Consider the following 25,064-nt stretch of genomic DNA (forward strand, 5'->3'; position numbering starts at 1 on the left):
CGCCGTCACGGACCGCTCACAGAGAGCACCGAGTAACGTCACGGAGTCAAAAGCCAACTTGCGCGCCGCACAAGCGCAGTTGATCACTTTCGCTCCGGTGGCGGCACTTTAAATAGTATCGGGAGCGAACGTCGGTATGCCTCCCATTGATACACAGGAGGAGGCGAGACACCATGAGCGACGTACGACAACACGCCGAAGACATACACGACCAGTTTTCAGACCATCTCGACATCACGGTCGACGACGTCGAGGAGCGCCTGACCACGCTCGTCGACGAATACAAAGTCCCCGTCGACGAAGGCCGTCGGAGCGTCACCAACCACTACCTCGAGGAGGCGGGCCTCGAGCGCGAGGATATCGCACGCGGCGGCAGTGAGGCCGTCAACGTCGAAGATATCGATGAAGAAGAACAGTGGGTCGACATCACCGCGAAGGTCATCGAACTCTGGGACCCCCGAAGCGACTCCGTCGCGCAGGTGGGCCTGCTCGGTGATCCGACGGGGACGATCAAGTTCACCAAGTGGGCCAAATCCGAGCTTCCGTCGCTCGAGGAAGGCGGCGTCTACGAACTGCGAAACGTTGTCACCGACGAGTACCAGGGTCGGTACTCGGTCAAACTCAACAGCACGACCGTCGTGGAGGAACTCGAGGACGACATCGAGGTCGGCGACGACACCTCCGAGATCGAAGGCGCGCTCGTCGATATGCAAAGCGGCAGCGGCCTCATCAAGCGCTGTCCGGAGGAAGACTGCACGCGCGTGCTCCAGAACGGCCGCTGTAACGAACACGGCGAGGTCGAAGGCGAGTTCGACCTCCGCATCAAAGGCGTCGTCGACGACGGAATCGACGCCCACGAGGTCATCTTCGACGCCGAGGCGACCGAATCGCTGACCGGCATCAGCTTAGAGGAGGGCAAGGAGATGGCGATGGACGCGCTCGATACCACAGTCGTCGCCGACGAGATTCGCGAGAAGATCATCGGGACCTACTACCGCATCGAGGGCCCGACCTTCGGGCGGTACGTCCTCGCGGACGACGTCGAGGAACTCGACGGGCCGGTCGATGCTGAACAGCTGTTGATCAAAGCGAGGTCGATGTAACATGTCTCAGGCAGAACTCACCCGCGAAGTCGCACGTCGCGTCTTCGCCTCCGAATTCAACGATTCGACGTACACCTTCAAAGAAAGCGACGACGAGCGCGCGCCCAACTACGCGTTGCTCCCGACGGGCGACCGCGCGAACCGCGCGTTCATCGTCGGCACGCTCACCGAAACCGAAGACGTCGGCGACGAGAGCGAGTACTGGCGCGGCCGCGTCGTCGATCCGACGGGGACCTTTTTCGTCTACGCCGGCCAGTACCAGCCCGAAGCCGCCGCGGTTCTTCGGGACACGGAGCCGCCGGCGTACGTCGCCATCGTCGGCAAGCCCCGAACGTACGAGACCGAAGACGGTTCCGTCAACGTCTCCGTCCGTCCCGAATCCATCTCGGTCGTCGACGACGCGACCCGCAACCGCTGGGTCGTCGAAACCGCCGAGCGAACCATCGACCGGATCGAGGCCTTCGAGGAGTGGGAAGCCGAGCAGGAGGCCCCCGAGAGCGCCTCGACGGCACCAGGCAACGAGTACGCCCAGATGGCTCGCGAACGGTACGACTCGCCGGTCGAAAACTACCGTCGCGACGTGATCCAGGCCCTAGAGAGCCTCGAGGATCTCGAGGCGACGGCCTGATCGGCGACCGAGAGTCCAGCTACCGGACATTTTCACGTATTTTCCACTGAGAGGGATCGTAGCGCCTAAAATACGGAGATGCTCAGATCAGGAGCGTCTGACAAATCGTTAAGTAAGTCGAAGACGGTATCGGTACCAATGGGCAACAAGAACAAGACGATCTCGTTCCGGGTGAACGAGGACGCGTTCGAAGCGCTACAGGATATCGCCGCGGAGCGCGACATCTCGTTGTCCGCCGTGTTCCGCGATTACGTCGATCTGCTAGTCGAACATGACGGACAGGTCGAGGTGATCCCCGAATCCGAACTCGCCAGTCGAACGAGCGACGATGGCGAGCCGACCTATCCGCCGACCGTCGAGGTGCCAAAGAGCTTTGTCCGCGAACACGAACGCCTCGAGCTCGAGGCCGAGCACCTTCGCGAGCAACTCGAGGAACACAAATCGTACGTTTCGGAGCTCCGGAGTCGCCTCGAAGGGGAAGAAGACGAAGTGTTGTTGCTCGACGACCTCGACGAGGACGACGAGCAGTATCCGTTGCGGTAACCGCTCCCGATCGGTACATCGCCCAAATCGCGCCGGTTATCTCGCGAGATCGTTCTTGACCCGCCGAATCTCGTCGCGTTTCTCGCCGTGTCCGTCGACTCGAGCAAGCCCTTCTGCGGCCTCGAGCGTTCGAATGCCGCTATCGAGAAACGAGAGGACGTCGCCGGAGTAGGCATACAGCATATAGTCGTCGCTCATCACGTCGACGATCGCGTCCGGCCCTAATCCCTGGGCGCGCAACTCGAGGAGGTAACGGATGAACTTTCGTTCCGGACAGCCACAGTAGGGATTGGTATCGCAGTTGCAGTCCAGAAAGTCACTCGCGAAATCGAGGACCCGCTCTCTGGTGGCCTCGTCTAGCTTCTCGAGGCCGTTGCCCTGAAAGAGCACGTCGAGCGTCGCCCCTTTGAACGCGCCTTTGGGGATGTTCGTCTCGAGTTGCGAGCTCAACTGCCGGTGGTTCTTGACGTAGATTTTGTCCGTGATAGCCACGGTTATGTCGAAAATGGCGGGTAACGGTCAAAAGCGTGTCGTCGCGTCTCGGGAATTCGAGTCGAGCGTGCCGCGGTTTGGCTGTCCAATCGGATACGACCCCTTCGAGAGGATACTCGAACGAGGAGGTCAGTTCGGACGGAAACGGACAAGATACGCGGCCCCCCAAGCACGGCGATGGTAGCAAACAGGAAGAGTGCAGTCGTCACAACGAGGTTACAGGCCGGGAGTGCGGTCATTCTCCCGGTTCGATCAGAATCATTTATTGACCGCACAGCGTCACTGGAATCGACGCCACCAAAGTATCGTACCGAGGGCTACTGCGACGACGACCAGGACCAGCAGGACGCCCAAAGGACTGCTCTCCCTCTCTTCTGTTTCCACGGTCGTCGGTTCCGCAGTCGTGGGTTCCACAACAGCTAGCGTTCCGACATGGAGACCGTCAACGGTAAGTTCGTACTCGCCAGCGACGGGTTCGAACGAGAGGGGTACCTTGCCCGTCTCGCCCGGTTCGAGACCGAGAGTTTCGGTCGCAACCGTCTCGCCGTTCGCGGTCAGACTGGTAGTGTGTTCCGCGGCTACCTCGCCGCGGTTTTCGACGGTCGCGGTGACGGTTGCGGTATCGCCCTCCGAGAGTTCCGAGTCGGCGAGTTCCACGTCAGTCACCGCGGACGGCGGTTCGCCGGTTCCAATGGCGAACGACGAGAACCCCGGCGAAACCGCTTCGAAACGGCTCTCATTTCCGGTCACCCCGAGATACTCGGTCGGGAGCGCCGACCAGCCGTCGGACTGTCGGTAGAGTGTGACGTTCTCCGGAGCGACGCCCATCTCGTCGAGGTGGTCCTGCTGGACGGAGAACTCGAACGTTGCGTTGGTGATGTCCGCGGGTTCGAGATTGTGCGTGACAGTCACGTAGCCCGCCGCCAGAGTTCGGGTTTCGGTTTCGAATGCGGCGGAGACGTTCGAGCGTGATTCGTTCGCGCCGTCCTGGCCGTTCTGACTCTCGGCATCGTCGTCGCTCGCAGTTCCGCTCTCGAACGTCTCGACGGACACCCAGAAATTGCGACTGTTCGCGAGTTCGACCGAGAGCGCGTCCATGCCAACGGCTCCTCGCTCGCCGAGCGAACCGGCTCTTCCGGTGGTTTCGTCCGAGATCCGAATGGTGTCGCCCGCGCGACCACCGGTGGCTTCGACGGTCGCTTGGTCGGTCACGCGCAGGTCGAGCGGTGGCGCACCACCGCCTCCTCCATCACTCGAGGCTGGCGCGACCGAAAGCGACGCGGTACCCGTTATCGCATTCAGTTCGGCGGTGAGCAGCGCCTCGCCTGCATCCGTCGCGCGCACTCTTTCGTTTCTGACGGTCGCAGTGCTGGTGTCGTTGCTACTGTACTCGCTTGTGGTCGTCGCCGTCGTCGTTGTCGTATCGTCGAGGAGCGTCAGCGTGACGTTCGCCTCGGTCGATTGCCCGGCCGTCAGGTTGTCGGCTCCGAGCGTGAGATTGAGGTCGCGAATCGTCGCCGTCACGACTGGGTAGGCGTCGGTCGCAGACCACGTCGTGAAGCTGAGGTTAGACAGATTGTCGATAGCCGACACTCCTTGCATTTCGGGTGCGACAGCGTCGCCCCCGAGTGTGCCGAAGCCAGTGATGTTCGTGCCGGTTCCGCTTCCGACCGCGACCGACTGATTGGTCGTTCCCCTATCCCAGTAGGAGTTCTCAGCGGTACCGTGGTGGGAGATTTTTCCCACGAGTCCGCCGATAGCGGTGTCAGTACCGCCAACAAGTCCAGCCGCAAACGACTCCGTGACAGAGCCACCGTTGATACCTACCAGCCCGCCTACCTCCTCGTCACTCCCGGACACTTGCCCGGTCGCGGACGACTCACTCACTGTGTTGAAATTATCTCCGACGAGCCCGCCAACTTTGATGATTCCATCGACTGCTCCTGTCGCCGATGACTCGCTCACGTCGCCGCTGTTGCGTCCCACGAGCCCGCCGATTTGACTGGTACCGTTGACTCGCCCGGTCGCGTACGACGTATTCACGACATCGGAGCTACTGCCGGCGAGTCCGCCGATTTTGCTGGTGCCGTTGACCTGTCCGGTTGCATACGAGCCACGTACTGTGCCGAAGGTGTATCCCACGAGGCCGCCGACATCGCTGTTTCCATCGACCTCCCCGGTCGCGTACGATGCATTCAGCGTCCCACCGCTACGGCCGACGAGACCGCCGGTTTCACGGCTTCCATCTATTTCGCCAGTCGCGTACGATTCGTGCACGGTACCACTTTCGACCGTACCCGCGAGACCGCCGATTTCGCGGTCACCCTCGACTCGTGCGGTCGAAGACGATGCACGTACCGTACCGTCGTCGTTTTGTCCGAGGAGTCCGCCCACATTTTCGGTGCCGTTGACCTCCCCGCCGACGGACGACTCGCTCACCTCGCCAGCGTTGATACCGACGAGTCCGCCGACGTTGTTTCTCCCCGTGACGGTCGCCGATTCGGCGCCGACGAACGAGACGTTCCCGTTCGATTCGACGTACCCGAAGAGACCGACTCCGTCCGAATTCGACCGATTGATAGACACGTCCGAAATCACGTAGTCGCCGCCATCGAACGTCCCGCTGAATCCCTCCTTGGCGTTCCCGATTGGTTCGAAGCCCTGTGGCCCGTCACCCTCGTCGTACCACCCGTCGGTCGTCGAGGCGTCGATGTCGCGGATTAGCTCGAACGAATCGCCCTCGCCGAGACGCACGCTGATGAGTTGGAGTTCGTAGACGGTCGACACCTCGAAGGGGTCGGCGGCCGAGCCGTCGCCGTCGACTAGCCCGTCGTAGGCATCGGCTTTGTCGGTGAAGTCAGAGTTCACTGTGAGGTTCGGGTAGCCGTTGGGCGTCGCGCTGGGTTGCCACGCGTCGTCGAAGTCGAACTCGAACAGGCCGACGGTGGCGTTGAGGCCGGTCATCTCCTCGGTCGTGAGACCATAGCGGGCGTCGCTACCGTCCGACTCGGATTGCCCGGTCGTCTCGGTGTCCCAGTAGACGGTTTCGACGGTGCCGCCGTCGTTGTTCCCGACTGCCCCGCCGACGTTGTCGTTTCCGTTGACGAGTCCGCTGGCGTACGCGTTTTTGATGTTGCTTTCGACGTTCTGTCCGACGAGTCCGCCGGTAAAGTCGCCGCCCCCGTCGATGTCCCCGGTCGCATACGAGTTACTCACCGTGCTAGCGTCGTCATCAGTAAATTTGCTACTGTGACCGACGAGTCCGCCGGTAAAGTCGCCACTCCCGTCGACGCTGCCGGTCGCGTAGGAGTTGTCCACGGTGGTTTCACGCATAACACCAATCAGTCCACCGAAGTTTTTGCTTCCGAGTCCTCCTCCATCGCCGTCGATTCCGGTGACGCTCCCCGTTGCGTACGACTGTCGAATGGCACCGCCATTGTTTGTCCCAATGAGTCCGCCGACTCCGCGGGTTCCGCTGACATTTCCGGTCGCGTACGACTCATTCATGGGACCGGCACTGTTCCTCGACCCGATGAGTCCGCCGACGAAGACATCTCCGGTGACCTTCGCTTCGGCGTACGATTCGTTCACTTCGGCGAGGTCTCCAGTGGAAACTTGATGCTCACCGATGAGGCCACCGACCAAATCATCTCCGTAGACGGTTCCCGTCACGTACGACCCCCGAACGGTGCCGCCTTCGTTCGTCCCGATGAGTCCGCCGACTTGCAGGTCACCGGAGATGTTCACGGACTCGACACCGACGCTTTCGATGGTTGCGCCGTCGGTAACGGTGCCGAACAGTCCGACATCGTCCGCTGTGCGGTCAATATAGAGGTTCGAAATCGTGTGGCCGTCGCCGTCGAACGATCCCGAGAACTGGCTCCCGTCGAACCCGAGCGGATACCATCCCGTCTCGCTGTTCCACTCGGAAGTCCCCGACGCGTCGATGTCGAGGCCGAGACGGTAGTCCCCGGCAAGCCCCGCTCGGGTAATCGCCTGCAGTGCCTTGTCGCTTGTAACGACGAGATACCCGTCACCGTCGGTCTCCATATCGGCGATGATGGTATCCATCTCGGTGTTGCTGGGGTCGTCGTAGTGCGGCGTCGACAGCGTTCGCGGATTGTTCACGAGGTCGGGGTAGTCTCCCGCGACGGTCGTCCACGAACCGCTGTCGAAGAGGTCGCTCAGTTCCGTTTCGGACTCGCTTCCCTGCATGTCTGTGGTAGAGAACAGTTCAGTCACGTCGCCCGAGCCGGTACCGGTACCGGTGCTGGTGCCAACGCCGTTCGACTGATCGTTCCGTTCGCTATCCCAGTACGAGTCGGTTATGGTGCCGTCGTTGCCACCCGCAAATCCACCGACGTATCTGTCACCGGCGAGCTTGCTGATTTCCCCGGCCGCAAACGCGTCCGTTATCTCGCCGTCGTTGCTACCAATGAAGCCACCGAGGAACTGACCGCCAGTGACGCTCCCGGTCGCATACGACTCGCTCACGTCGGCGTTGATATCGTTGTCGTTGCTCCCGATGAGACCACCCACGTAGCTGTCACTGCCAGCAACGTCACCGCTCGCGTGTGATTCGGCGACGGTTCCTTCGGACACACCGAGGAGTCCGCCGACGTAGCTAGAGCCGTCGACATCCCCGGTCGCGGACGATTTGTACACATCGCCCCGGCTGCTTCCCACGAGTCCACCGACTTGCTCAGAGCCGTTGACGCTGCCAGCCGCAGATGAGTTCCGCACGGTATCGAAACTATACCCGACGAGACCGCCGGTGGTGTCGTCACCATCAATGCTCGCCGTCGCAGACGAGTTCGTCACCTCGCCCGTGTTGGCTCCGACTAGTCCACCGGTCTCCCCCCCGCCACTGATGGTCCCCGTCACGGATGCATTGTGCACTGTTCCGTCCCCGTTGTATCCCACGAGCCCGCCGGTCTCTTCGCCACCCGTGATAGTCGCTGATTCGAGACTGACGTTCCCGATACGGAGATCGAAGAGACGGGCGAAGATGCCGACGCGCTCCGTGTCGGGGCGGTCGATATGGAGGTTCGAAATCGCGAACCCGTTCCCGTCGAACGTGCCGTAGAAGAACTGTTCGCTGCTCCCTATCGGATTGAATCCTGCGCCACCGTTCCACGTCGCGGTCTCGCTCGCGTCGATGTCGTTCGTTAGTTCGTAATGATCGCCGAACCCGAGGCTCGTCTCCGCCGTCTGTCCGAGACATTGCAACTGGTCGAGCGTACTCACCCGAAAGGGGTCGTCGGCCGTCCCGTTACCCTCGAACGTGACCGCGCTACAATCAGGCGCTTCGGGTGTGGCCTGAGACGCCCCTGCGGTCCCGGTTCCGGCAGCGAGCGAGAGCGCGACAATGGCGGCCGCCAGAAGGACGGACGTGCGGGCGAGTCGCGGTTGTATCGTCACAGATTCACGCCCACCGTTCACATCGACCACCCGCTACTCGAACTCGACTGCAGGCCGATAGTGGTGTCTATCTGACCGATGGTGTCGTCGGTCCGACAGTCGGTGAGTGTATTCGTTTCTACTCCGGGAAATGTTCGTACGTTTAGATAAATCATGGCGGTTGGGTGAGTGTATGAATACTCTCAATGAACGACGGTTGCATAAGCGAAATCCACCCATATGACGTAGTTTCCCGACCTATCCCGCGACTAAAATCGAGTGTAGGTAGAAGATTCACTACCATATACCTTCATCTGTTGGTAAATTATTTATCAGCACGTTCTCTACCCGAATCCATGAGAACTTGCCGTCACATTTCATCACGTCTCCGTGTCCTCGACTCGCGGAACCTATCATTTGTCCGAATTGAGTGTCGATGAACGAAGACCAGATACACGTCCTGTTCGTCGACGACGACGAGCAGTGGGCGCGATATATGGCCAACGAGCTAGAAAACGAGGACCCCGCGTTCTCGGTGACGGTCGCTCTGAACGCGAACGAGGCGGTCGTCGCCCTTACCGACGACCGATCGATAGAGTGCGTCGTCACCGACTTCCGAATGCCCGAAATCGACGGCATCCAGATGCTCGAGCGCGTCCGAGAGTCCCATCCTCATCTCCCCTCCATCCTCGTCACCGGCAGCGGAAGCGAGGATGTCGCCGCACGAGCAATCAACGCTGGCGTCACCGATTACCTTCGAAAAGACCCTCGGGTGGACCAGACACCCGTATTCGCGAACCGCATTCGACAGGCCGTAGCGCGCGCCAGACTGCGGACGGAAATCCGGGAGAGCGAACACCGATACCGCACTGTCATCGAACAGACCCGTGACGCGATCGTGATTCTCCGAGACGATACGGTCGTCTTCGCGAACGACCGATTCCGGGATCTGTGTGAACCCGACCTCGACACCGATTCCTCGACCGCCTTTCACTCCTACGTCCATGAGGACGATTACGAACTCGTTGGCGATCTCCGCAGGGCGACTCGGTCGGGTGAGGACCCCGGATTACGTGAGGTTCGTCTCCTCAGACCGACCGGTGAGGTTCGCCACTGCGAGCTCCTCGGGGACACCATCACCTACGAGAACCACTCCGCGACGCTGCTTTCGATTCGCGATGTAACCCTCCGTCGGTCGCGCGAGCGCACGCTCAAGCGAGAGCGGGAGTTCAACCGAAGGGTACAGAAGTGCCTCGTCAGCGTCCGGACTCGGGACGAGCTCGAATCGGAGATTACGAACGTTCTCTCTTCCTACGGGTACGACCTCGTGTGGATAGGCAGTGCCGACCGAGGCGGCGTTCGAACGCGGACACAAGCGGGCGAGACCAAGTACATCTCGCGACTGGCGGACCGTGCTTCCGACGGAGACCACGGCGGGGACCCGACACTCTGGAGCGCCCGAACCGGTGAGGCCCAGTTCGTCCCGGACTTCGAAACTCTCATGCCAACCGAACCGCGAAACGACGCCCTCAAATGCGGACTCCGGAGCGGATACGCCCTTCCCCTCCGCCACGGGGACATCTCCTACGGAATCCTCGCCGTCTATCACGAGGACCCCTCCCGACTCGACGAAGCCGAGCGCTCGCTTCTGGCCGAGATCGCAGAAACGATGAGCTTTGCCATTCACCACGTCGAGACGGAGCAGACGCTGACCAGCACAGAGAGAATTGTCGTCGAGGTCGAGATCGAATCGGACGCCTACTACCTCCCGCGCCTGCTCTCCGAGCGATTCGATAACTCCTCCTTCGAGGTGACAGTAAACGGAACGCAACTCATCGATGAGAATACGTGCGTTCAGTATCTATCGTGTTCGAGCGACTGTCCCGACACCTTCGCCGCCGCACTTGACGAGAATCCGTCGGTTCGCGCCCAGAGAGTCATCGACAGCGACGAACCAGCTACCTATCAAGTCACCGTCGAAGACGACACGCCCGAAGCGAACCTCGGTTCGGCCGGCGCGCTCGTTCGATCCACGACCGTCACTCCGGGTCGTACAACCGTCACCTTCGAACTCTCCAATCGGGGGTATCTCCAGTCCGTAATAAACCGATTGAAAGACCAGTACGGCCCCGTCGCTGTCCGATCGGTCGTTGAGCGAGAGACGGGTCAGACGCGCGACAGGGTTGGGCGAATCGACATCGACTCGCTGACCGAGAAACAACTGCTCGCGCTCGAAGCCGCCTACCACCAGGGATACTTCGACCGTCCTCGTCGCCACTCCGCAACCGACATCGCCGAATCGCTCGGAATTACCCACACGACATACCTCCAGCACCTTCGAGTGGCCCAGCGGAAGTTCTTTGGACAGGTATTCGGGGGTTGATCGACTCCACGAACGGCCGAGAGCGGTGAGCGTCGCTTAGTCGGTTCGTATCTCGAACCTCGCGCCGCCGTCTACTGCGCCCGTTATCGCCAGCTCCCAACCCTGGGCCTCTATGAACTCGCTGACGATGGTGAGACCGTCGCCGGTCCCCTCATCAGCGGTCGAATAGCCGTACTCCAGAACAGTCTCGACCCGTTCGGACGGAATCCCGGTCCCGTCGTCCGCTACGTAGAAGCCCTGACGCTCGGCGAGCGAGCCGACGGTAACCGTCACCGGCGTCTCGTTGTGAACGATCGCGTTTCGAAACAGGTTCTCGAAGATGTGGTCGAGCAGTCCGAGGTCGGCCTCGTACTCGCGGTCCGGGTCGATTCGGACGCGGAGTTCGCTGTCGCCCGTCTCGGTCATCGCCCACGCCGCTTCGGCGCGAGTGGCGATAGCTACCGGCGTCGTTTTGACATCTCGACGCTGACTCATCGTAAGCGTCCGGAGTTCGTCTATCATTCTCGCCATCCGGTCGACGGGTTCGACCATCGCGTCGAGGGACTCGCTGTCGTGTTCTTCGCGGGCCTGTCTGAGTCGGCCCGTCGCAACGCTCAGCGGACTTCGAAAGTCGTGAGAGACCACGGAGGCGAACCGGTCGAGACGCCGATTCTGTCGCCGCAATTGCTCGTTCGAGCGTTTTAACTCCGCTTGCGTCTCTTTTAATTTCCGCTCGCGGCGTTTGCGTTCGGTGACCTCGCGTGTCACTGTCACGACACCATCGAGGTCGTATTCGGACGGAATCGGAGACGCACTACTCTCGATCCAAATCCAGTGTCCATCACCGTGGCGAAACCGGAGTTCGACTGTCATCGGAGCAGTACCAGCCAGCGCCGACTCGAAACATTCGACTGCGCGCTCCTTGTCTTCCGAATGGATAAACTCCTCAAGCGGTGTCTCAAGAAACTCTTTGGTGGTTCGACCCAACATCTCTTCGGTATTCGTAACGTACGCCATCTCCCCATCCGGTCTGATGTGTGTGAAGATGTCCGTCGTACTATCGACGAACGCCCAACTCCGATCTGCCACATCAGTCTCGTGGAGCCAAGTAGCCTGCGTGTCTTCGGCTGTGTCGTCTGGCTCCCTCATATTACTGCGTTTGTGGTGAAACAGTATATAATACTACGCAAACAATGTATTTCTCTGTCATCTGACCGACGGGCAGAATTCTACTCGACACGCTTGTCAGACGACCCGTCCTAGGCCACGCTATTGTTTCTGCTCACCGAGAACGCGCCACCGACCCACGTCCTCGTTTTCGGCGCCGACTGCTATCCGCTCCCGTCACGAACCGCCACGACAGGCACTTGCTGCTGCTCGCCTGCCCCGAGCACGGGACCACGCTCGGCTATCCGGTCCCGCCAGTCGCCGCCGGCCACCAGTCGCTCGAGACGCTCGTAGAAATTGCGCTCCGGCGACACGCGGCCGATATCGAATCGGTTCGTCGCGGGGTCTGTCCGTACTGCTGGGGACCCGCTACGATCTCGTTTCCGCGGGAGACGCTCCCGGATCTATACCTCCGGCTCGAGACGGTCTACGCGACGGTCGCCTGCGAGGCGTGCTGGATGTCTTATCCGGTTCCGATTCCCGAACTACTCGCACGTCTTCCGGCCGTCATCTCGCTGTACGAGGATAACGACCTCGATCCGCTCGAGGCGCAACTCGGGCCGAGGGCCCTCTCGAGCGTCAGTGAAGTGGAACTACTCGATAACGGGATGGCCAACGTCGACATCTCCCTCGACGAGACGGGACTCGAAGTCGTCATCGACGGTGACGGGAAAATACAGCAGTGTCATCGATCCGACTGATGTGATTTTCGGACCCACTCGAGAGGATCGAGCGGTGGTGCTAACTGGAAGGAATCGTTCCGAGCCCTCCGCCTCCACCTGCTAGCTGTTAACAGTAAACATCGTGTTAGCACGAAATCCGAAAAAGTAACGCTCATATTACGCGACTCCAAAGGGCTGCTAGACATCAGTTCATGTCCCTCGAAACTGGCGCGACCGTGACAGCTAGCATCGTTCCGTCCGATCCAACGATGGGTGTCGCCGCGTTCGCGAGTGTAGCACTGGCCCTGATCGTCGGAGCCATGCTGTTTCTCACGTTAACGTCGACGGCCTCCGTCTCGGACGCACCCAGTGCGTCGACGACGCACTCGAACGCGTCCGCCAAAGCCGCCGAAACGAACGACTGAGAACGACGATCTAACTTTTTCGAGATCGGTTCGGTTCAACCGCTCGACGATCAATTGGGTTGGAAAGCGACCGGCTTGGATACTCGAGCAGGCGGCGAAGCGTAGTCGGGACCGCCGATAGTGAGGCACGATCCCACCAGAACGGACCGGCATGCCGTCATGCTCACCCCTCGCTTGTTTACCGCTCGTCGTGGAAGGGGCAGGCGGTCGAAACGATGAGCAATTCATACAGTCCCACTCGCGAACTCGGCATCGAATTCGGCGAACTCGAGGGGAAACTCGCCGACCACGCCTATCCGACGACGAACGAGGAACTCGTCGACACCTACGGCGAGTACGCACTCGAGCTCCCGGACGGCTCGGAGTCGCTCGGGGAACTGCTGGGTATGACCTCGAACGAAACCTACAACTCGCCGACCGAGGCGCGACAGGCGATTTTCAACATGGTCGACAGCAGGGCGATCGGCCGGAAGTTCTACTCCGACCGGACCCCGCCCGCACTCGGCGAGACTCGAGAGGACGAGCAGATCTCGTTCTAACCGCCCGCTCGTCCGCGCATTGTCGCGCTCGTTCGCGGGCGAACAGCCGGCCCGGAAATCAGACTGCTCGTTCACGAGTAGCCGACCTTAGAGGTCGTACTGCTCGCGGACGAGGTGTGCGAGACCGCGCTCTTCGAGGACGGCCATCGGCGCGAGCAGATCGAGCTGGACGACGCCGGGGAGCCGACCTATCTGGACGCCGCCGGTGAACGTACACCGCGAGCGGATCTCGCCCTCGCTCATCTCGAGCAGATCGGTGGCCCGATCGAAGGCGTTCTGGGTCGCGTCGTTGACCGTCTCGCCGCTGCCGATTACCTGAATCGGTCCCATGTCCTCCTCGAGATCGACGCCGTGTTCGGCGGCGAGTTCCCGACCGGATGTTCGTTCCTCGTCGCCGTAGGGTTTGCTGATGAACGGCAGGTCCGCCTCGTTCGGGAGGAGAAGCGGGCCGTCGATCTCGAGTCCGTCGATCACCTCGACGTCCATCCGCACCGTTCCGCTGACGTCGGTCGTGTGCAGGGAGAGTTCACCGTCGCCCTGGTTCGCGTGGAGGTCGCCGACGTAGATGCCGCCGCCGTCGACCTTGACCGGGCAGATGAGCGTTGCGCCCGCCCGCACCTCCGGCACGTCCATGTGGCCGTCGGTGCGAGCCTCGAGGTCCGCCTGGGTCTCGACGCCGTAGTCGTGCTCTGCGCCGACGAGGAACTGGCCGAAGTCGCCTGCGTTGTGCGAATCGGGGAGCGTCACCGGCGGTGTCGTCCCGACGTTGCCGATGAACGGGCGAAGCCGACCGAGCGTGCCCGGCATCTCGTCCGGTTCGTAGAGCAGGATCGGGTGCTGTCTCGAGTTCTCTGGAATGTCCATCACTTCGGCCGCGTCCGTCGCGAGTTCGTGGGCGGCGTCGCCGTCCAGCGTGATGCCGACCTCGTGGTCGTCGTCGAACGCGACGGTGTAGCCGTACTCGAAGCCGAACGAGGAGGCGTTCGCGCCGCACTCGGCGCACTTGATGGCGTCCTCGCCGGTCCCCTCGACGACGCTCTCGGGCCACTCAGTACCGCACTCGGGACAGCGGTGGTCGACGAACGGATCGTCGTCGAACGCGCCCTCGCGTTCGGCCATCGACCCGGTGCTCGTCGCCATGCTGGTCACCGACACGTCCTGAATCTTCAGCGCGACGGCGTCGCCGACCGTGGCTCCCTCGACCCGGATCGGCCGCGTGACCTCGTGGCCACCCCGAAAGTCCGGCGTGATCATCGGCCCCCAACAGCCCGGCGGCGTGTAGGTCTCGATCGTTCCCCCGTCGGCGACGGTGCCGGCCCACTCCTGATCGGGGCCGACCAGCCCGAGCGTGTACTGATCGACGAACAGCTCTTGCTGGACTTCTTGTTGTGCCATAACGTACCAAGCTACGAGTTCCGAGCTAATAAGCGGGACCGTCGCTCGAATTGCTATCCTAACGGTCGTTTCCCGACTAGTCGTCGCTCGAGGACTCGAGCGCGGGATCGCGGACCCGACAGCCACAGGGCTGTGCCTGGGTGGCCATCGGCCCGCCGCTAGTCACGAGCACGACCGGCCCGCCACAGCGCGGACAGTCGGGCAGCGACGGACCGTCGGCGTCGTCGACCGGCGTCGAGTCGCGGTCGTCCTGCGACGGAGATCCGGGATCGTCGCCGCTCATGATCGGTCGCCTCGAGACCCATCTGATCCATTACGAGATCCGTCGGATTCGACCCGCGGGCCGTCGGCCGTCACCACGAGCGTCCGGCCACGAACCGAGATCCGGACCTCGAGCGAGTCGTCGGCCGACTCGACGACCCGTTCGAGCGCCTCGGGGTCGATTTCGTCGGCGAGACGATACTCGTCGCTGGAGAGTCCGGCCGACTCGAGCGTCGCGACGATTTCGACGGTGAGCGAGGCGTTCGAGGACCTCATCGGGCGATCACCGCGAGACGCGTTGCTGTCGGAGCGGTTGGTGTTTGATTCAACTGTCGTACGGGACGTTTAAGCCCGCGGAGAAGTAATCCAGTCATGCTGACAAACCCCGGTAGGGTTTGGAAGCCACGTCTCGGGTGTTCCTGCACCCGGGGCACTTTAATACGCCCCCTCGGGAGTGCGCGACTTCCATCTGAGACCACGCATTGGTGAGTCATATACTTACTGCTTCTGTTGGAAAGAAACACAGTCAGCGCTGGCTCGAGGCGAGATCGGACGCTCGAGAGAGGACGGAGGAAAGAGGAGATTGGACCCGAGAGAGCCTCTTTGTCCAAGTATCGCTCCCGTGGCCAATACTGACCCAACAGGTTCGTTCAAGTGCGTTTCGTCCCACGTATCGCTAATGACTGATTCACCGAACGACGACGACGGACCGCGGTGTGACAACTGCGGCGACCCGATCGAAGCGAGTCCGAACAGGCGAGTCGTGACGGACCTCGAGGACGGCGAGGCGGCTTACAGCAATTTCTGCGACGACGACTGTCTCGAGGAGTGGCGGTCCTAGATGCACCGCAATTCGTCTACCGAATCATCTAGAGTAGTTTGCATTTATAGAGGTGAGACGAAGTTTCGATCGACGGCGGAGCGGCTCTACCGGTATCGGTCGAGATAGCGGGCATACTTGGGCGGTTTCAAAATAGCTGCCACAACGAGAAAGTTGCTCTTGTGCTCCGAAAGGATCGCCGCTGAGTTCCGGAACGCTTCAGCCGCTGGCAACGTTGATTTCCACGTCCTCCCCAACCGATTCGCTCGTTCGCTATTCTGCGACGCTCCGCGTCGCGCTTCACTTACTCATCCCTCGCACGGATTTCGTTCACGGGTCGCCAATCGCGACCCGTTCCTGAGCGCGCGCCACCGTCCGTGGTTCGGCCAGCGTTGGCGGTAGCTTCGTGGAGGATACGTACCAACAAAGGAGCGACTCCCATCCATATAAACAAAACGACCAGTTATGCGAACCGTTACTCGTCAGCGACGACGCTTCCGATCCCGTCGATCGGACGGTCCGGCACGAAGTCGTCGACTTCCTCCGGCAGGCCGAGCTGGTAGTCGTCGCCGTTCTCCCTGACCGTCGTCCGACCGCGGTGGACCGAGACGTCTCCGTTGAGGTGTAGGCGCACCGCCTCGAGCAACGCGTCTGCCTCGAGCGGCTGGCCGCGGCGTTTCATCTCGTCCAGGTCGGCGTCGTCGGGCACGTCGAAGGCGCGCGAGCGAATCTCGAAACATCAGTACCGTCTCATGCGGTGTACCGTGAAAAGCCCTGTCTTTCGGGATGAAAGGATTGTCGGCCGATCACACGTGACGGACAGCGAGCGGTTGGGGCGATCGGCAGAGGAGAAGGCAAACGTGTCGATCCCCGCCCATATCCACGAACGTGTATCACAGGCCGAACCCGAAAGGGTTTTTGAGCACGGTTACGGGGATTCAGGTAATGACTGCCTACACCGCGACGGTGACGGTTCGTCTCAAACACGGCGTCCTCGACCCCGAAGCCGAGACCACCAAGCGTTCGCTCGAGCGTCTGGGCTTCGACCTCGAGGCGCTGCGTTCGACCGACCGCTACGAAATCGACCTCGAGGCCGAGAGCGCGGGCGACGCCGCCGACGAGGTCGAGGAGATGGCCGAGCGACTGCTCGCGAACCCGACGATCCACGACTACGACATCGACGTGGCAGAACGAGAATAAGATCGACCATGACCGTTTCAATCATCCGGTTCGGCGGCTCGAACTGCGACCGGGACGCCGGGCGCGCACTCGCCCACCTCGATATCGACGCCGAGATCGTCTGGCACGAGGACGGCCTCCCGGCCGACACCTCGGGGATCGTCCTCCCCGGCGGCTTCTCCTACGGCGACTACCTCCGGGCCGGCGCGATGGCGGCCCGATCGCCGATCATGGACGAGATTCGCGAGGCCGCCGCCGACGGCGTGCCCGTACTCGGCGTCTGCAACGGCGCGCAGGTCGGCTGCGAGTCGGGGCTCACCGAGGGGGCGTTCACGACCAACGAGAGCGCCCGCTTTCAGTGTGAACACGTCTACCTGCGCGTCGAGCGCGACGACACGCCCTGGACCGCGGCCTACGACGAGGGCGACGTCCTCGAGATCCCGATCGCCCATGGCGAGGGTCGCTACGAGGTCGACGACGACCGGCTCGAGGAACTCGAGAGCGAAGACCGCGTCCTCTTTCGGTACTGCGACGAAGACGGCGAACTGACCGAGGACGCGAACCCGAACGGATCGAAGCACAACGTCGCGGGCGTGCTCGGCGAGCGAGACTCGGTCGCGGTGTTGATGCCCCACCCCGAACGCGTTACGCTGCCCGACGTCGGCGGCACCGACGGCCAGGGCGTGCTACGGGGCCTCGAGAGCGCCTGAGTCGGCTCCGAGACGACCGCGCTTATTTTTCGAAGACTGGGCGGTGACGGACTATCGGCGGGGACGAGTATGGACGTTACTCGAGAACAGAACAATCCATAATGCGTTCGATGCCAGCAGAAGACAGGACTCCGAGTTCACCGCGTCAGCGGCTGGTTGTACCCGCGCTCGAGGTCCATCACGGCCTCCCAGGTCGCTTCGCACTCGCAGCTGACCTGCTCGAAGACCGAGGGGTCCTGCCGGAGGTCGAAGTCCTTGATCGCCTTCTGGACCAGATCGTCGCACTCTTTGCAGTTGTGTGCGCCGCGGTCGGAGCCGTGGCCGACTGGGTCGGAGACGACGATGGCGTCCACGTCGGCGGTTTCCTCGAGGACGTGGGCGACCGACCAGAGCCACGGCGGTCGGTAGCCGTCCCTGAAGTGGAGTTCGTCGACCATGGTGTAGCGCTGGACGTTACACGGGTTCATCGAGACGGTGTGACAGCCCGGCACGTCCGCACAGCGTTCGATCGAGGAGATCATGTCCTCGACGGCCTCCGGCTCGGAGAGGAACGGCGGCTTCATCAGCAAGTAGGCCTTGATCCCCGCGTTCTCGACATCGGCCGCGGTGGCGCAGGCGTCCTCGAAATCAGCGAAGTCGAAGTACTTGTTCACGCAGTCGTGGCGAACCCGATCCGTGGCGGTCTCGAGGCCGATCGCGATGTCGGTCTGAAGCCCCTCGTCGGTGAAGTCGGTGAGCTTCTCGCGGTCGACGAAATCCGGCAGCGACTCGAGGACGATGCGCTCGCGGTCGCCGAAGGTCTGGGCGATAGCGCGGCGGCTTTCCGCGCCGACCTCGCGCTCGTCGAGGAACGACCCGGAGGTGTAGATCTTGATGAGGTCGGCGGGTTCGTCCGCGTTTTCGGCCTCGTGATCGAGACAGACGTCGATCTGGTCCATCAGTGCGTCGTGGGAGACCGAACCGCCGTCGACGCTCTCGGCGACGTAGCCACACATCGTACAGCCGCCGGCGCGGGCCCAGCGACAGCCGCCGGTGTTCAGGATGATCGTCAGGCTCGTTTTGACGCCGTCGGGCGTGTTGTCCTCGTCGAGCCAGACGCGGGTGGGTTGGTGCGGATCGTAACTCGCCTCCTTTTCGGAGCGGATCTCCCGCATCACCTGATTGTGGGCGTCCATGCCCTTGCCCTGCTCGTAGACCTCGGGCGTGGGAGTACTCATTGTCGAGTCAAGCGGTCGGACGCCTAAAGCGCCTTCGTTGCCGCTCGCGTCGCCGACGCTCGAGCGGATTCCAGATCTCCGAGTCCGAGGCGGGCCCTCCATTGCCCGGTGAAATCGACCCCTTAAAGCCGAAGTTCCCGCGTTTCGATCGCGTTACAGGACGGGCAAACGTGCTGGTAGGAGACCCGATCACCGCTCGTGCGCACGCGCCACCCGCCGTCCGAATCGACGTATCCACACTGGCGACAGCGCAGTTCGGTGTCGTCTAACTTCTCTCGAAGCCGGTCGAACGGGAAGCGACTCCGTTGTACGGACATGTGTTAACATACAACATCGATCGTGATAAATACGTGGGTGAGACTACCACAGACCTGAACGATAACGGTGGTCGGATTCAACGATTCGAGTTCGAGCGGTTATCCCGCGTAGCTCACGAAGGAATGCTTCATAATGCTGCCTACGTACGTAGGGTTATGGGAACGATCGACACGAAACTGACCGACGGGGACGCCGATCCGGCGTCAAACGCGCCGGCGGCGCTCGAGCATGTCGTCGATCCGATGCTGCTGATAACCGACGGGGCGATCACCTACGCGAACACGGCCGCTCGTGAGGCGTTCGTGCTCGCGGACGGCGACGGCGGAAACGAGACACTCGAGGCGAACTGGGACCGGCTCGACGACGCGATCAGCGAGACAACGGTCGGAACGGTTCGAACGGTCGAACTCGAGCACGGACGCTACGACGCCCGCGTCCACCGCGGGACCGACGGCGCGACGATCGTGTTCACAGAGCGAAACGGGACGAACGATCCGGCCGGAGACAGGGCCGTCAAAGCCCGCGCGGTCAACGAGGCCCCGGTCGGCGTGACGATCTCCGATCCGTCGCTCGCGGACAACCCGCTCGTCTACGTCAACGACACCTACCAGGAGGTCACCGGCTACGCGTTCGAGGACATCATCGGGCAAAACTGTCGCGTTCTACAGGGGCCGGATTCGAGCCCGGAGGCCGTCGCCGAGATGCGAGCCGCGATCGACGAGGAGCGACCGGTCACCGTCGAACTCAAGAACTACCGCGAGGACGGCACAGAGTTCTGGAATGAAGTCACCATCGCACCGGTCTACGACGACCGGGGCGACCTCGCCAACTACGTCGGGTTCCAGAACGACATCACCGCCCGCAAAGAGGCCGAACTCGAGGCCGAGCGCCGGACCGAGGAGCTCGAGTACACGCTCGCGCGCGTCGAGGGGCTGATCCAGGACGTCACCGGCGCCGTCACCGGGTCGAAAACGCGCAGCGAACTGGAGGCCGCCGTCTGCGACCGAATCGTCGAGGAATCTGCCTACGAGAGCGCGTGGATCGGCGAGCACAATCCCGCGACTCGAGAGATCGACGTTCGGACCGCCGCGGGCGACGCGTTCGACGAACCGAACTCGAACGACCACCCCGCGGCGGAGACGCTCGAGACGACGGGCGTCGCGATCGGGACGATCGACGGGTCGACGGTGGCCGCGTTCCCGCTGTTTTACAACGACATCGAATACGGCGTGTTGACCGTCCGATCGAGCGCAGATCGGGCGTTCGACGAGCGAGAGACGGTGATCCTCTCCGCGCTCGCTCGCGCGGCGGCGAGCGGTATCAACGCGCGCGAAACCAGCCGGATGCTCGCGACCGACGCCGTGGTCGCCGTCGACGTCGAAATCGCGGACGACGCGGTCGCCCCGATCGCCGTCGCGAAGGCGGCGAACTGTCGACTCGAGTATCGACGCTCCGTCCACCGAACGGGCGCAGAAACCGCCGCGTTGTTCACGGCGACGGGCGCGTCTGCGGACGACCCATCGGAGTTCGCGGCGACACTCGCCGACTCGGCGGCCACAGTCGACGGCGTCGACCTCGAGGTACTGGTCGAGCGCGACGGCGACTGTCTGGTAGAACTGACCACTGAGACGAGCGTCGTCTCGTGGCTCTCAGAGCGCGGGGTTCGAACGCAGGCGATCACGGCCGAGGACGGGCGGGCGCGACTCACGCTCGAGATCCCGCGATCGGCCGACGTTCGGTCGATTATCGAAGCGATCGAGGCGCGTTACGACGGGACAGACGTCCGATCGTTCCACCATCGAGAACCCGACACCGAAACGCGGGCGGAGTTCGTCGACCGACTCGAGGAGGAACTCACCGAACGCCAGTTCGCTGCGCTCCAGCGGGCGTACCTGGGCGGGTACTTCGAGTGGCCCCGGCCCGCGACGGGGGAGGAACTCGCCGAATCTATGGGCGTCTCCCGTCCGACGTTTCACGAGCACCTCCGGAACGCCGAGGCCAAACTCTGTCGGGCGTTCTTCGGTGACGATTAGGGAATCCAACGACCGGTGAACCCCGGCTTACTCGGTTGTAGTTGCGAGTTAGCGAGCGGAACGGTTCGAGACGGTCGTCACGGTTTATGTCCGGTGCAGCCGGAGCATTGGCTATGTTCGACGTGGCGACCCCCCTGCAGATCGGCGGCGGTGGATTCCTGTACTGGGCGATCCTCTTTTTCGTCCTCGCGATCGTCGCGGCCGCCGTCGGCGCGCGCGGCGTCGCCGGGATCTCGATGGAGATCGCCCGCATCTTCGTGTTGCTCTTCGTCGTCCTCGCGATCGTCGCCCTGCTTCTGTGAGGTGACGAGTATCAGCGGGTGGACGATGTCGTCCGACTGAACCGGTCGTGAGCCACGCTCGCCAGGTGAAGACGGGACACGTTCGCCGAAAGCAAACAGTACGCACTCACACCGGAGACGGTGTATTATCCGCGCTCGCTCGAAACAGCACTCACGAATCCGAATCGAACTCGTAGGTCGCGATTTCGCTCGAGTCGCAGTTCGGACAGTTGTCCTCGGCGTCCTCGAGGGTCGTTCCGCAGTTGCGACACTCGTAGTGGGGGCCGTCGTCGGTCAGCAATCCCGTGAGAACGTCTTTGAGAGTCATTACGGATCGATCGGTTCCGAGTCCGGACCGGACTCGGCTGTGGGCGGTCGGAAACTATGCAGCGTTCGGTCGTCGATACCGTCGCGCGACAGGACGGTGACGACATCGTCAGCACGGATCGTCGTCTCGCCGCGAGGGGTCAAGACGGTGCCGTCGCGCTCGATCGCGACGACGAGGAGGTCGTCGGGGAGGACGCCGCGGCTGCCCGCTTCCTCGAGCGTGTAGCCGCGGATTTCGGAATCCGAACTGACGGTGACTTCGACGACGTTCGCATCGCCGGTCAGGCTGATCACGTCCATCGGCGTCGGGTCGGTCGCCGTCTCGTCGGGCCCGTAGGGCGTGTACGGGCGGGAGATCTCGTCCTGAACGAGGTCCTCGTCCTCGATTTCCGCGCCGAGTTCCGACAGCGCGCGGCCGATCCGCTCGAGCGACTGCGTATCGGCTCCGACGGCGACGACGTGGAGGTTCCGTCTGCCGGTCATCAGCTTCCGAACGTTGATCACACCGGGAATCGCGCTCACCTGCTGTGCGATCGCTTCGCGGTTTTCGACGGAGACGTTACACTGAAAGAGCGTCGTCAGTCCTCCCTCTGCTCGCTCGAAATCGACCGACGTGTGATAGTCCCGGATGATCCCGTGGTCCTCGAGTTGGTCGATGCGGTTGCGGATCGTGGCCGGCGAAACGCTCACCTCCTCGGCGATCATGGGAGCGGAGGTGTTTCGCGCGTCGGCCATCAGCGCGTAGATGATCCGGCGATCGATCTCGTCGAGGCGGTATCCGGAGTCGGGGCGGTGACTAGCGATAGGTACTCATCCTCCGTATGCGATGGTCTCCTATTGAGGATCGAATAATAAATACCCCACGGATTATTCAAACAGTACTCACGAGCGGGATTGCTGTCGAACCGAAAAACGTGTTTTTCTAACTATACGTTTGGAGCGACGGTCTCGACAGTCGAGCGGGAGAGAGGAACACCGCGTCGCGTTCGAGCGGAGACACACGACCGCGAGACGGCTCCGAAACGCAGACGCAACGCTCGAGAAGCCGATCGAACTGCTCGCCGTCGCTCGCAACGAGCACGGCAAACCGATCGCTCGAGGAGTGGCGCGTGGTGGTATCAGACCCCATATGAATCGACGGTGCAGATCACCGACAACATCTTATTGACGAGCGGATTATCACCTCCAACACGTATGTGCGAGCGTTCTGCAGATTGCTCGAAAAACGACGCGTGTCAACTCGTGATACGGAACAACGACACGGGAATCGAAACCGTCGAGTACTACTGCAAGGCACATCTCGTCGGTCGGATCTGCGAGGTCGAAGCCGAGGACGGACTCGCCGTCGTCGACGCGACGAAACTGTGGAGTTGAGCGGGCCGAACACCTTCCCTGGCCACCGCCTTCCGTCTCGCCACGCCCGTCTATTCTGATCGAATGGTATCTCGTCAGTTCTTCGTCGCCGTCGCGTCCGACGGATACGAGACGGACTCGAGACTCGAGCGCTCGAAGACGTCCTCGATGATCGCTGCGCCGCGGTGGGTCGCCTCCGCCGCCGACGCTGCCTCCGCCGCCTCGACATCGACGACCGCGCGAAACGAAACCGAAACCGTGTACGGGTCGAACGGCGCGGCGGGGTGCTCGTAGACCGCCGTCTCGAGGCTGCCGTTCGTCCGGATAGCGGTCGTTTCGGCCAGCGACTCGAGTGTCGTCACGAGCTGGGACGCTGCCTCGCTGCGGGCGGTCGTGTCGGTACCCTCATGAAGGGTGACGAGCGTCCGGACCTCGCGGGAAACGGTGTAGGTCATACGGGGACTATGGTGGCAACCACATTGAACGCTTGGACGGCGGACCCGTCCGGAAGCGGGCGGTACTCGCGTATTTCCACCGGTATCAGTATTTACTCGCCATCAGGTAAATTTATTTGTGATCGTCGTCTGTGTACGACCAATGAAAGCGATCGCAGTCGAACCGGGTGCCGGCGACCCCGTCGTGGTGGAGAAGCCGGTTCCCGAACCGGCGACCGGCGAAGCGCTCGTACGGACGCTTCGCGTGGGCGTCGACGGCACCGATCACGAGGTGATCCGGGGTGCACACGGCGAGCTTCCGGCGGGAAGCGACCGGCTCGTTCTCGGCCACGAGGCGGTCGGTGTCGTCGAGGATCCGAACGGAACCGACCTCGAGAGAGGCGACGTCGTCGCGCCGACGGTCCGCAGACCGCCAAACGGGACTAACGAGTACTTCGAGCGCGGCGAACCGGACATGGCTCCCGAGGGAGCTTACCTCGAGCGCGGCATCGTCGGCGCGCACGGGTTCATGGCGGAGTACTTCACCAGCCCGGCCGAGACGCTCGTCCCGGTCCCGCCCGAACTCGCGGAACTCGGCTTTCTGGTCGAGCCGATTAGCATCACCGAAAAGGCCCTCGAGCACGCCCAGGCGGCCCGCTCGACGATCCACTGGGAGCCAGAGTCCGCCATCGTTCTCGGCAACGGCTCGCTCGGGCTTGTGACCCTCGCGATGTTCGAGGAAGTGCTCGACATAGAGCGAACCTACTGTCTCGGCAAGCGCGATCGCCCCGATCCCTCGATCGACCTGATAGACGACCTCGGGGCCACGTATATCGACTCTCGAGAGACCTCGGTTCCCGAAATCCCCGATGCTCACGAGTCGATGGACCTCGTCTACGAGGCGACGGGCTACGCGAAACACCCCTTCGACACCGTGGAGGCGCTCGCACCGAACGGCGTCGGCGCGCTGGTCGGGGTCCCCGACGACTGGTCGTTCGAGATCGACGGCGGTCGACTCCACCGAGAGCTCGTCCTCCACAACAAGGCGCTCGTGGGGACGGTGAACTCGAACCGCGGCCACTTCGAGGCCGCTGTCGATACGCTCACGTCCATTCCCGAGTGGGTCACCGACGACCTCGTGACCGGCGTCTATGGTCTCGAGGAGTTCGAGCGCGCGTTCGAACGCAACGAGTCGGTCATCAAGACGGCCGTCGAGTTCGACACGCGCTGAAATCGGCCGGGCAGAACTCGTTTCGACCTGGTTTTCAACACGCGTTCTCGAGCGAACTCAAGGCCCCAGACGGAGCCGAGATCGGCTCGCGACGGCACAACAGTTATTCGACAGCCAGCCGAGAGGATAATCGGATAGGTCCGACGAACGATCGCGTTCACAGGATAGAAAAACATTACTATGA

General features: G+C 62.3%; 25 protein-coding genes and 1 pseudogene. 14 read left to right on the forward strand and 12 right to left on the reverse strand.

The annotated features are described in order from the left end of the window. The first annotated feature begins 173 nt into the window (after nucleotides 1-173). The 3 genes from EL22_RS03475 (at nucleotide 174) to EL22_RS03485 (ending at nucleotide 2,274) form a co-directional block, all read left to right on the forward strand. The gene (locus EL22_RS03475) at nucleotides 174-1,103 is read left to right on the forward strand and encodes a replication factor A (RefSeq protein ID WP_050050169.1); all 930 of its coding nucleotides are present in this window, start codon (nucleotides 174-176) and stop codon (nucleotides 1,101-1,103) included. A 1-nt stretch (nucleotide 1,104) separates the two neighbouring features. Then, nucleotides 1,105-1,731 carry an RPA family protein gene (locus EL22_RS03480; protein ID WP_050050170.1) on the forward strand — a complete coding sequence of 209 codons (627 nt, stop codon included), beginning with the start codon at nucleotides 1,105-1,107 and terminating at the stop codon, nucleotides 1,729-1,731. Between the two features lie 138 nt (nucleotides 1,732-1,869). Next, a complete protein-coding gene (locus EL22_RS03485) occupies nucleotides 1,870-2,274 on the forward strand; it encodes a CopG family transcriptional regulator (protein WP_050050171.1) in 405 nt (134 codons plus the stop codon). Between the two features lie 36 nt (nucleotides 2,275-2,310). Here EL22_RS03485 and EL22_RS03490 read toward each other — a convergent pair whose 3' ends face one another. Together EL22_RS03490 and EL22_RS03495 are read right to left on the reverse strand one after the other, a co-directional pair. After that, the gene (locus EL22_RS03490; protein WP_050050172.1) at nucleotides 2,311-2,766 is read right to left on the reverse strand and encodes a DUF5814 domain-containing protein; all 456 of its coding nucleotides are present in this window, start codon (nucleotides 2,764-2,766) and stop codon (nucleotides 2,311-2,313) included. 279 nt (nucleotides 2,767-3,045) lie between these two features. Then, the gene (locus tag EL22_RS03495) at nucleotides 3,046-8,187 is read right to left on the reverse strand and encodes a GLUG motif-containing protein (protein WP_050050173.1); all 5,142 of its coding nucleotides are present in this window, start codon (nucleotides 8,185-8,187) and stop codon (nucleotides 3,046-3,048) included. 415 nt (nucleotides 8,188-8,602) lie between these two features. On the opposite strand from EL22_RS03495, the gene EL22_RS03500 reads away from it, so the two are divergent. Then, a complete protein-coding gene (locus EL22_RS03500) occupies nucleotides 8,603-10,549 on the forward strand; it encodes a response regulator (protein ID WP_050050174.1) in 1,947 nt (648 codons plus the stop codon). 36 nt (nucleotides 10,550-10,585) lie between these two features. Here EL22_RS03500 and EL22_RS03505 read toward each other — a convergent pair whose 3' ends face one another. After that, nucleotides 10,586-11,677, reverse strand: a complete 1,092-nt coding sequence (locus EL22_RS03505) for a HAMP domain-containing sensor histidine kinase (protein ID WP_082146648.1) — start codon at nucleotides 11,675-11,677, stop codon at nucleotides 10,586-10,588. 218 nt (nucleotides 11,678-11,895) lie between these two features. Here EL22_RS03505 and EL22_RS03510 point away from each other — a divergent pair, with 218 nt between their 5' ends. From EL22_RS03510 to EL22_RS03520, 3 genes are all read left to right on the forward strand, one after another. Beyond that, nucleotides 11,896-12,396: a hypothetical protein gene (locus EL22_RS03510; RefSeq protein ID WP_050050175.1), complete on the forward strand. Its 501-nt coding sequence runs from the start codon at nucleotides 11,896-11,898 to the stop codon at nucleotides 12,394-12,396. 173 nt (nucleotides 12,397-12,569) lie between these two features. Further along, nucleotides 12,570-12,782: a hypothetical protein gene (locus EL22_RS03515; protein ID WP_050050176.1), complete on the forward strand. Its 213-nt coding sequence runs from the start codon at nucleotides 12,570-12,572 to the stop codon at nucleotides 12,780-12,782. Nucleotides 12,783-12,997: 215 nt separating this feature from the next. Then, complete coding sequence (locus EL22_RS03520) at nucleotides 12,998-13,321, forward strand: hypothetical protein (RefSeq protein ID WP_050050177.1); 324 nt, start codon at nucleotides 12,998-13,000, stop codon at nucleotides 13,319-13,321. Between the two features lie 87 nt (nucleotides 13,322-13,408). On the opposite strand, the gene EL22_RS03525 is transcribed toward EL22_RS03520, so the two are convergent. The 3 genes from EL22_RS03525 to EL22_RS03535 all read right to left on the reverse strand — a co-directional run bounded on the left by EL22_RS03525 (nucleotide 13,409) and on the right by EL22_RS03535 (nucleotide 15,253). Next, the gene (locus EL22_RS03525; RefSeq protein ID WP_050050178.1) at nucleotides 13,409-14,716 is read right to left on the reverse strand and encodes an acetamidase/formamidase family protein; all 1,308 of its coding nucleotides are present in this window, start codon (nucleotides 14,714-14,716) and stop codon (nucleotides 13,409-13,411) included. Nucleotides 14,717-14,792: 76 nt separating this feature from the next. Beyond that, the gene (locus EL22_RS03530; protein WP_050050179.1) at nucleotides 14,793-14,999 is read right to left on the reverse strand and encodes a hypothetical protein; all 207 of its coding nucleotides are present in this window, start codon (nucleotides 14,997-14,999) and stop codon (nucleotides 14,793-14,795) included. Next, complete coding sequence (locus EL22_RS03535) at nucleotides 14,996-15,253, reverse strand: HalOD1 output domain-containing protein (RefSeq protein ID WP_197075835.1); 258 nt, start codon at nucleotides 15,251-15,253, stop codon at nucleotides 14,996-14,998. Before EL22_RS03535 ends, EL22_RS03530 begins: the two co-directional genes overlap by 4 nt. Nucleotides 15,254-15,656: 403 nt before the next feature. On the opposite strand from EL22_RS03535, the gene EL22_RS17855 reads away from it, so the two are divergent. Then, a complete protein-coding gene (locus EL22_RS17855; RefSeq protein ID WP_197075836.1) occupies nucleotides 15,657-15,818 on the forward strand; it encodes a hypothetical protein in 162 nt (53 codons plus the stop codon). 454 nt (nucleotides 15,819-16,272) lie between these two features. Here EL22_RS17855 and EL22_RS03540 read toward each other — a convergent pair. Further along, nucleotides 16,273-16,527 (reverse strand): annotated as a pseudogene (locus EL22_RS03540) (formyltetrahydrofolate deformylase); the annotation flags it as partial. Between the two features lie 215 nt (nucleotides 16,528-16,742). Here EL22_RS03540 and purS point away from each other — a divergent pair. Beyond that, a complete protein-coding gene (gene purS, locus EL22_RS03545) occupies nucleotides 16,743-16,997 on the forward strand; it encodes a phosphoribosylformylglycinamidine synthase subunit PurS (RefSeq protein WP_050050181.1) in 255 nt (84 codons plus the stop codon). Between the two features lie 8 nt (nucleotides 16,998-17,005). Continuing rightward, nucleotides 17,006-17,686: a phosphoribosylformylglycinamidine synthase I gene (gene purQ, locus EL22_RS03550; RefSeq protein WP_050050182.1), complete on the forward strand. Its 681-nt coding sequence runs from the start codon at nucleotides 17,006-17,008 to the stop codon at nucleotides 17,684-17,686. Between the two features lie 137 nt (nucleotides 17,687-17,823). Here purQ and EL22_RS03555 read toward each other — a convergent pair whose 3' ends face one another. Together EL22_RS03555 and EL22_RS03560 are read right to left on the reverse strand one after the other, a co-directional pair. Next, nucleotides 17,824-18,903 (reverse strand): archaeosine biosynthesis radical SAM protein RaSEA, encoded by a 1,080-nt coding sequence (locus EL22_RS03555; RefSeq protein ID WP_050050501.1) that lies wholly within the window; start codon nucleotides 18,901-18,903, stop codon nucleotides 17,824-17,826. 122 nt (nucleotides 18,904-19,025) lie between these two features. Beyond that, a complete protein-coding gene (locus EL22_RS03560) occupies nucleotides 19,026-19,220 on the reverse strand; it encodes an HVO_0649 family zinc finger protein (RefSeq protein WP_050050183.1) in 195 nt (64 codons plus the stop codon). Between the two features lie 156 nt (nucleotides 19,221-19,376). Between EL22_RS03560 and EL22_RS03565 the strand changes: the two genes are divergently transcribed. After that, nucleotides 19,377-21,254: a bacterio-opsin activator domain-containing protein gene (locus EL22_RS03565; protein ID WP_050050184.1), complete on the forward strand. Its 1,878-nt coding sequence runs from the start codon at nucleotides 19,377-19,379 to the stop codon at nucleotides 21,252-21,254. Between the two features lie 113 nt (nucleotides 21,255-21,367). Continuing rightward, complete coding sequence (locus EL22_RS03570; protein WP_050050185.1) at nucleotides 21,368-21,556, forward strand: DUF1328 family protein; 189 nt, start codon at nucleotides 21,368-21,370, stop codon at nucleotides 21,554-21,556. A gap of 151 nt (nucleotides 21,557-21,707) precedes the next feature. On the opposite strand, the gene EL22_RS17860 is transcribed toward EL22_RS03570, so the two are convergent. After that, the gene (locus EL22_RS17860; RefSeq protein ID WP_197075837.1) at nucleotides 21,708-21,863 is read right to left on the reverse strand and encodes a hypothetical protein; all 156 of its coding nucleotides are present in this window, start codon (nucleotides 21,861-21,863) and stop codon (nucleotides 21,708-21,710) included. Beyond that, nucleotides 21,863-22,666 carry an Lrp/AsnC family transcriptional regulator gene (locus tag EL22_RS03575; protein ID WP_050050186.1) on the reverse strand — a complete coding sequence of 268 codons (804 nt, stop codon included), beginning with the start codon at nucleotides 22,664-22,666 and terminating at the stop codon, nucleotides 21,863-21,865. Before EL22_RS03575 ends, EL22_RS17860 begins: the two co-directional genes overlap by 1 nt. 390 nt (nucleotides 22,667-23,056) lie before the next feature. Between EL22_RS03575 and EL22_RS03585 the strand changes: the two genes are divergently transcribed. Beyond that, the gene (locus tag EL22_RS03585) at nucleotides 23,057-23,236 is read left to right on the forward strand and encodes a hypothetical protein (protein WP_050050188.1); all 180 of its coding nucleotides are present in this window, start codon (nucleotides 23,057-23,059) and stop codon (nucleotides 23,234-23,236) included. Nucleotides 23,237-23,310: 74 nt separating this feature from the next. Here EL22_RS03585 and EL22_RS03590 read toward each other — a convergent pair whose 3' ends face one another. Continuing rightward, entirely contained in the window at nucleotides 23,311-23,670 is a 360-nt protein-coding gene (locus EL22_RS03590) for a hypothetical protein (RefSeq protein ID WP_050050189.1), read from the reverse strand. A gap of 142 nt (nucleotides 23,671-23,812) precedes the next feature. On the opposite strand from EL22_RS03590, the gene EL22_RS03595 reads away from it, so the two are divergent. Beyond that, entirely contained in the window at nucleotides 23,813-24,880 is a 1,068-nt protein-coding gene (locus EL22_RS03595) for a glucose 1-dehydrogenase (protein ID WP_050050190.1), read from the forward strand. The last annotated feature ends 184 nt before the right edge of the window (nucleotides 24,881-25,064 follow it).

The organism is Halostagnicola sp. A56 (genome assembly GCF_000691505.1).
Lineage (GTDB): Archaea > Halobacteriota > Halobacteria > Halobacteriales > Natrialbaceae > Halostagnicola.

Bases quoted from the DNA above. Each gene is read 5' to 3' on its own strand.
- EL22_RS03475 (WP_050050169.1), top strand. From the start codon at position 174: ATGAGCGACGTACGACAACACGCCGAAGACATACACGACCAGTTTTCA.
- EL22_RS03480 (WP_050050170.1), top strand. From the start codon at position 1,105: ATGTCTCAGGCAGAACTCACCCGCGAAGTCGCACGTCGCGTCTTCGCC.
- EL22_RS03485 (WP_050050171.1), top strand. From the start codon at position 1,870: ATGGGCAACAAGAACAAGACGATCTCGTTCCGGGTGAACGAGGACGCG.
- EL22_RS03500 (WP_050050174.1), top strand. From the start codon at position 8,603: ATGAACGAAGACCAGATACACGTCCTGTTCGTCGACGACGACGAGCAG.
- EL22_RS03505 (WP_082146648.1), bottom strand. From the start codon at position 11,677: ATGAGGGAGCCAGACGACACAGCCGAAGACACGCAGGCTACTTGGCTC.
- EL22_RS03515 (WP_050050176.1), top strand. From the start codon at position 12,570: ATGTCCCTCGAAACTGGCGCGACCGTGACAGCTAGCATCGTTCCGTCC.
- EL22_RS03520 (WP_050050177.1), top strand. From the start codon at position 12,998: ATGAGCAATTCATACAGTCCCACTCGCGAACTCGGCATCGAATTCGGC.
- EL22_RS03525 (WP_050050178.1), bottom strand. From the start codon at position 14,716: ATGGCACAACAAGAAGTCCAGCAAGAGCTGTTCGTCGATCAGTACACG.
- EL22_RS03530 (WP_050050179.1), bottom strand. From the start codon at position 14,999: ATGAGCGGCGACGATCCCGGATCTCCGTCGCAGGACGACCGCGACTCG.
- EL22_RS03535 (WP_197075835.1), bottom strand. From the start codon at position 15,253: ATGAGGTCCTCGAACGCCTCGCTCACCGTCGAAATCGTCGCGACGCTC.
- EL22_RS17855 (WP_197075836.1), top strand. From the start codon at position 15,657: ATGACTGATTCACCGAACGACGACGACGGACCGCGGTGTGACAACTGC.
- purS (WP_050050181.1), top strand. From the start codon at position 16,743: ATGACTGCCTACACCGCGACGGTGACGGTTCGTCTCAAACACGGCGTC.
- purQ (WP_050050182.1), top strand. From the start codon at position 17,006: ATGACCGTTTCAATCATCCGGTTCGGCGGCTCGAACTGCGACCGGGAC.
- EL22_RS03555 (WP_050050501.1), bottom strand. From the start codon at position 18,903: ATGAGTACTCCCACGCCCGAGGTCTACGAGCAGGGCAAGGGCATGGAC.
- EL22_RS03560 (WP_050050183.1), bottom strand. From the start codon at position 19,220: ATGTCCGTACAACGGAGTCGCTTCCCGTTCGACCGGCTTCGAGAGAAG.
- EL22_RS03565 (WP_050050184.1), top strand. From the start codon at position 19,377: ATGGGAACGATCGACACGAAACTGACCGACGGGGACGCCGATCCGGCG.
- EL22_RS03570 (WP_050050185.1), top strand. From the start codon at position 21,368: ATGTTCGACGTGGCGACCCCCCTGCAGATCGGCGGCGGTGGATTCCTG.
- EL22_RS17860 (WP_197075837.1), bottom strand. From the start codon at position 21,863: ATGACTCTCAAAGACGTTCTCACGGGATTGCTGACCGACGACGGCCCC.
- EL22_RS03585 (WP_050050188.1), top strand. From the start codon at position 23,057: ATGTGCGAGCGTTCTGCAGATTGCTCGAAAAACGACGCGTGTCAACTC.
- EL22_RS03590 (WP_050050189.1), bottom strand. From the start codon at position 23,670: ATGACCTACACCGTTTCCCGCGAGGTCCGGACGCTCGTCACCCTTCAT.
- EL22_RS03595 (WP_050050190.1), top strand. From the start codon at position 23,813: ATGAAAGCGATCGCAGTCGAACCGGGTGCCGGCGACCCCGTCGTGGTG.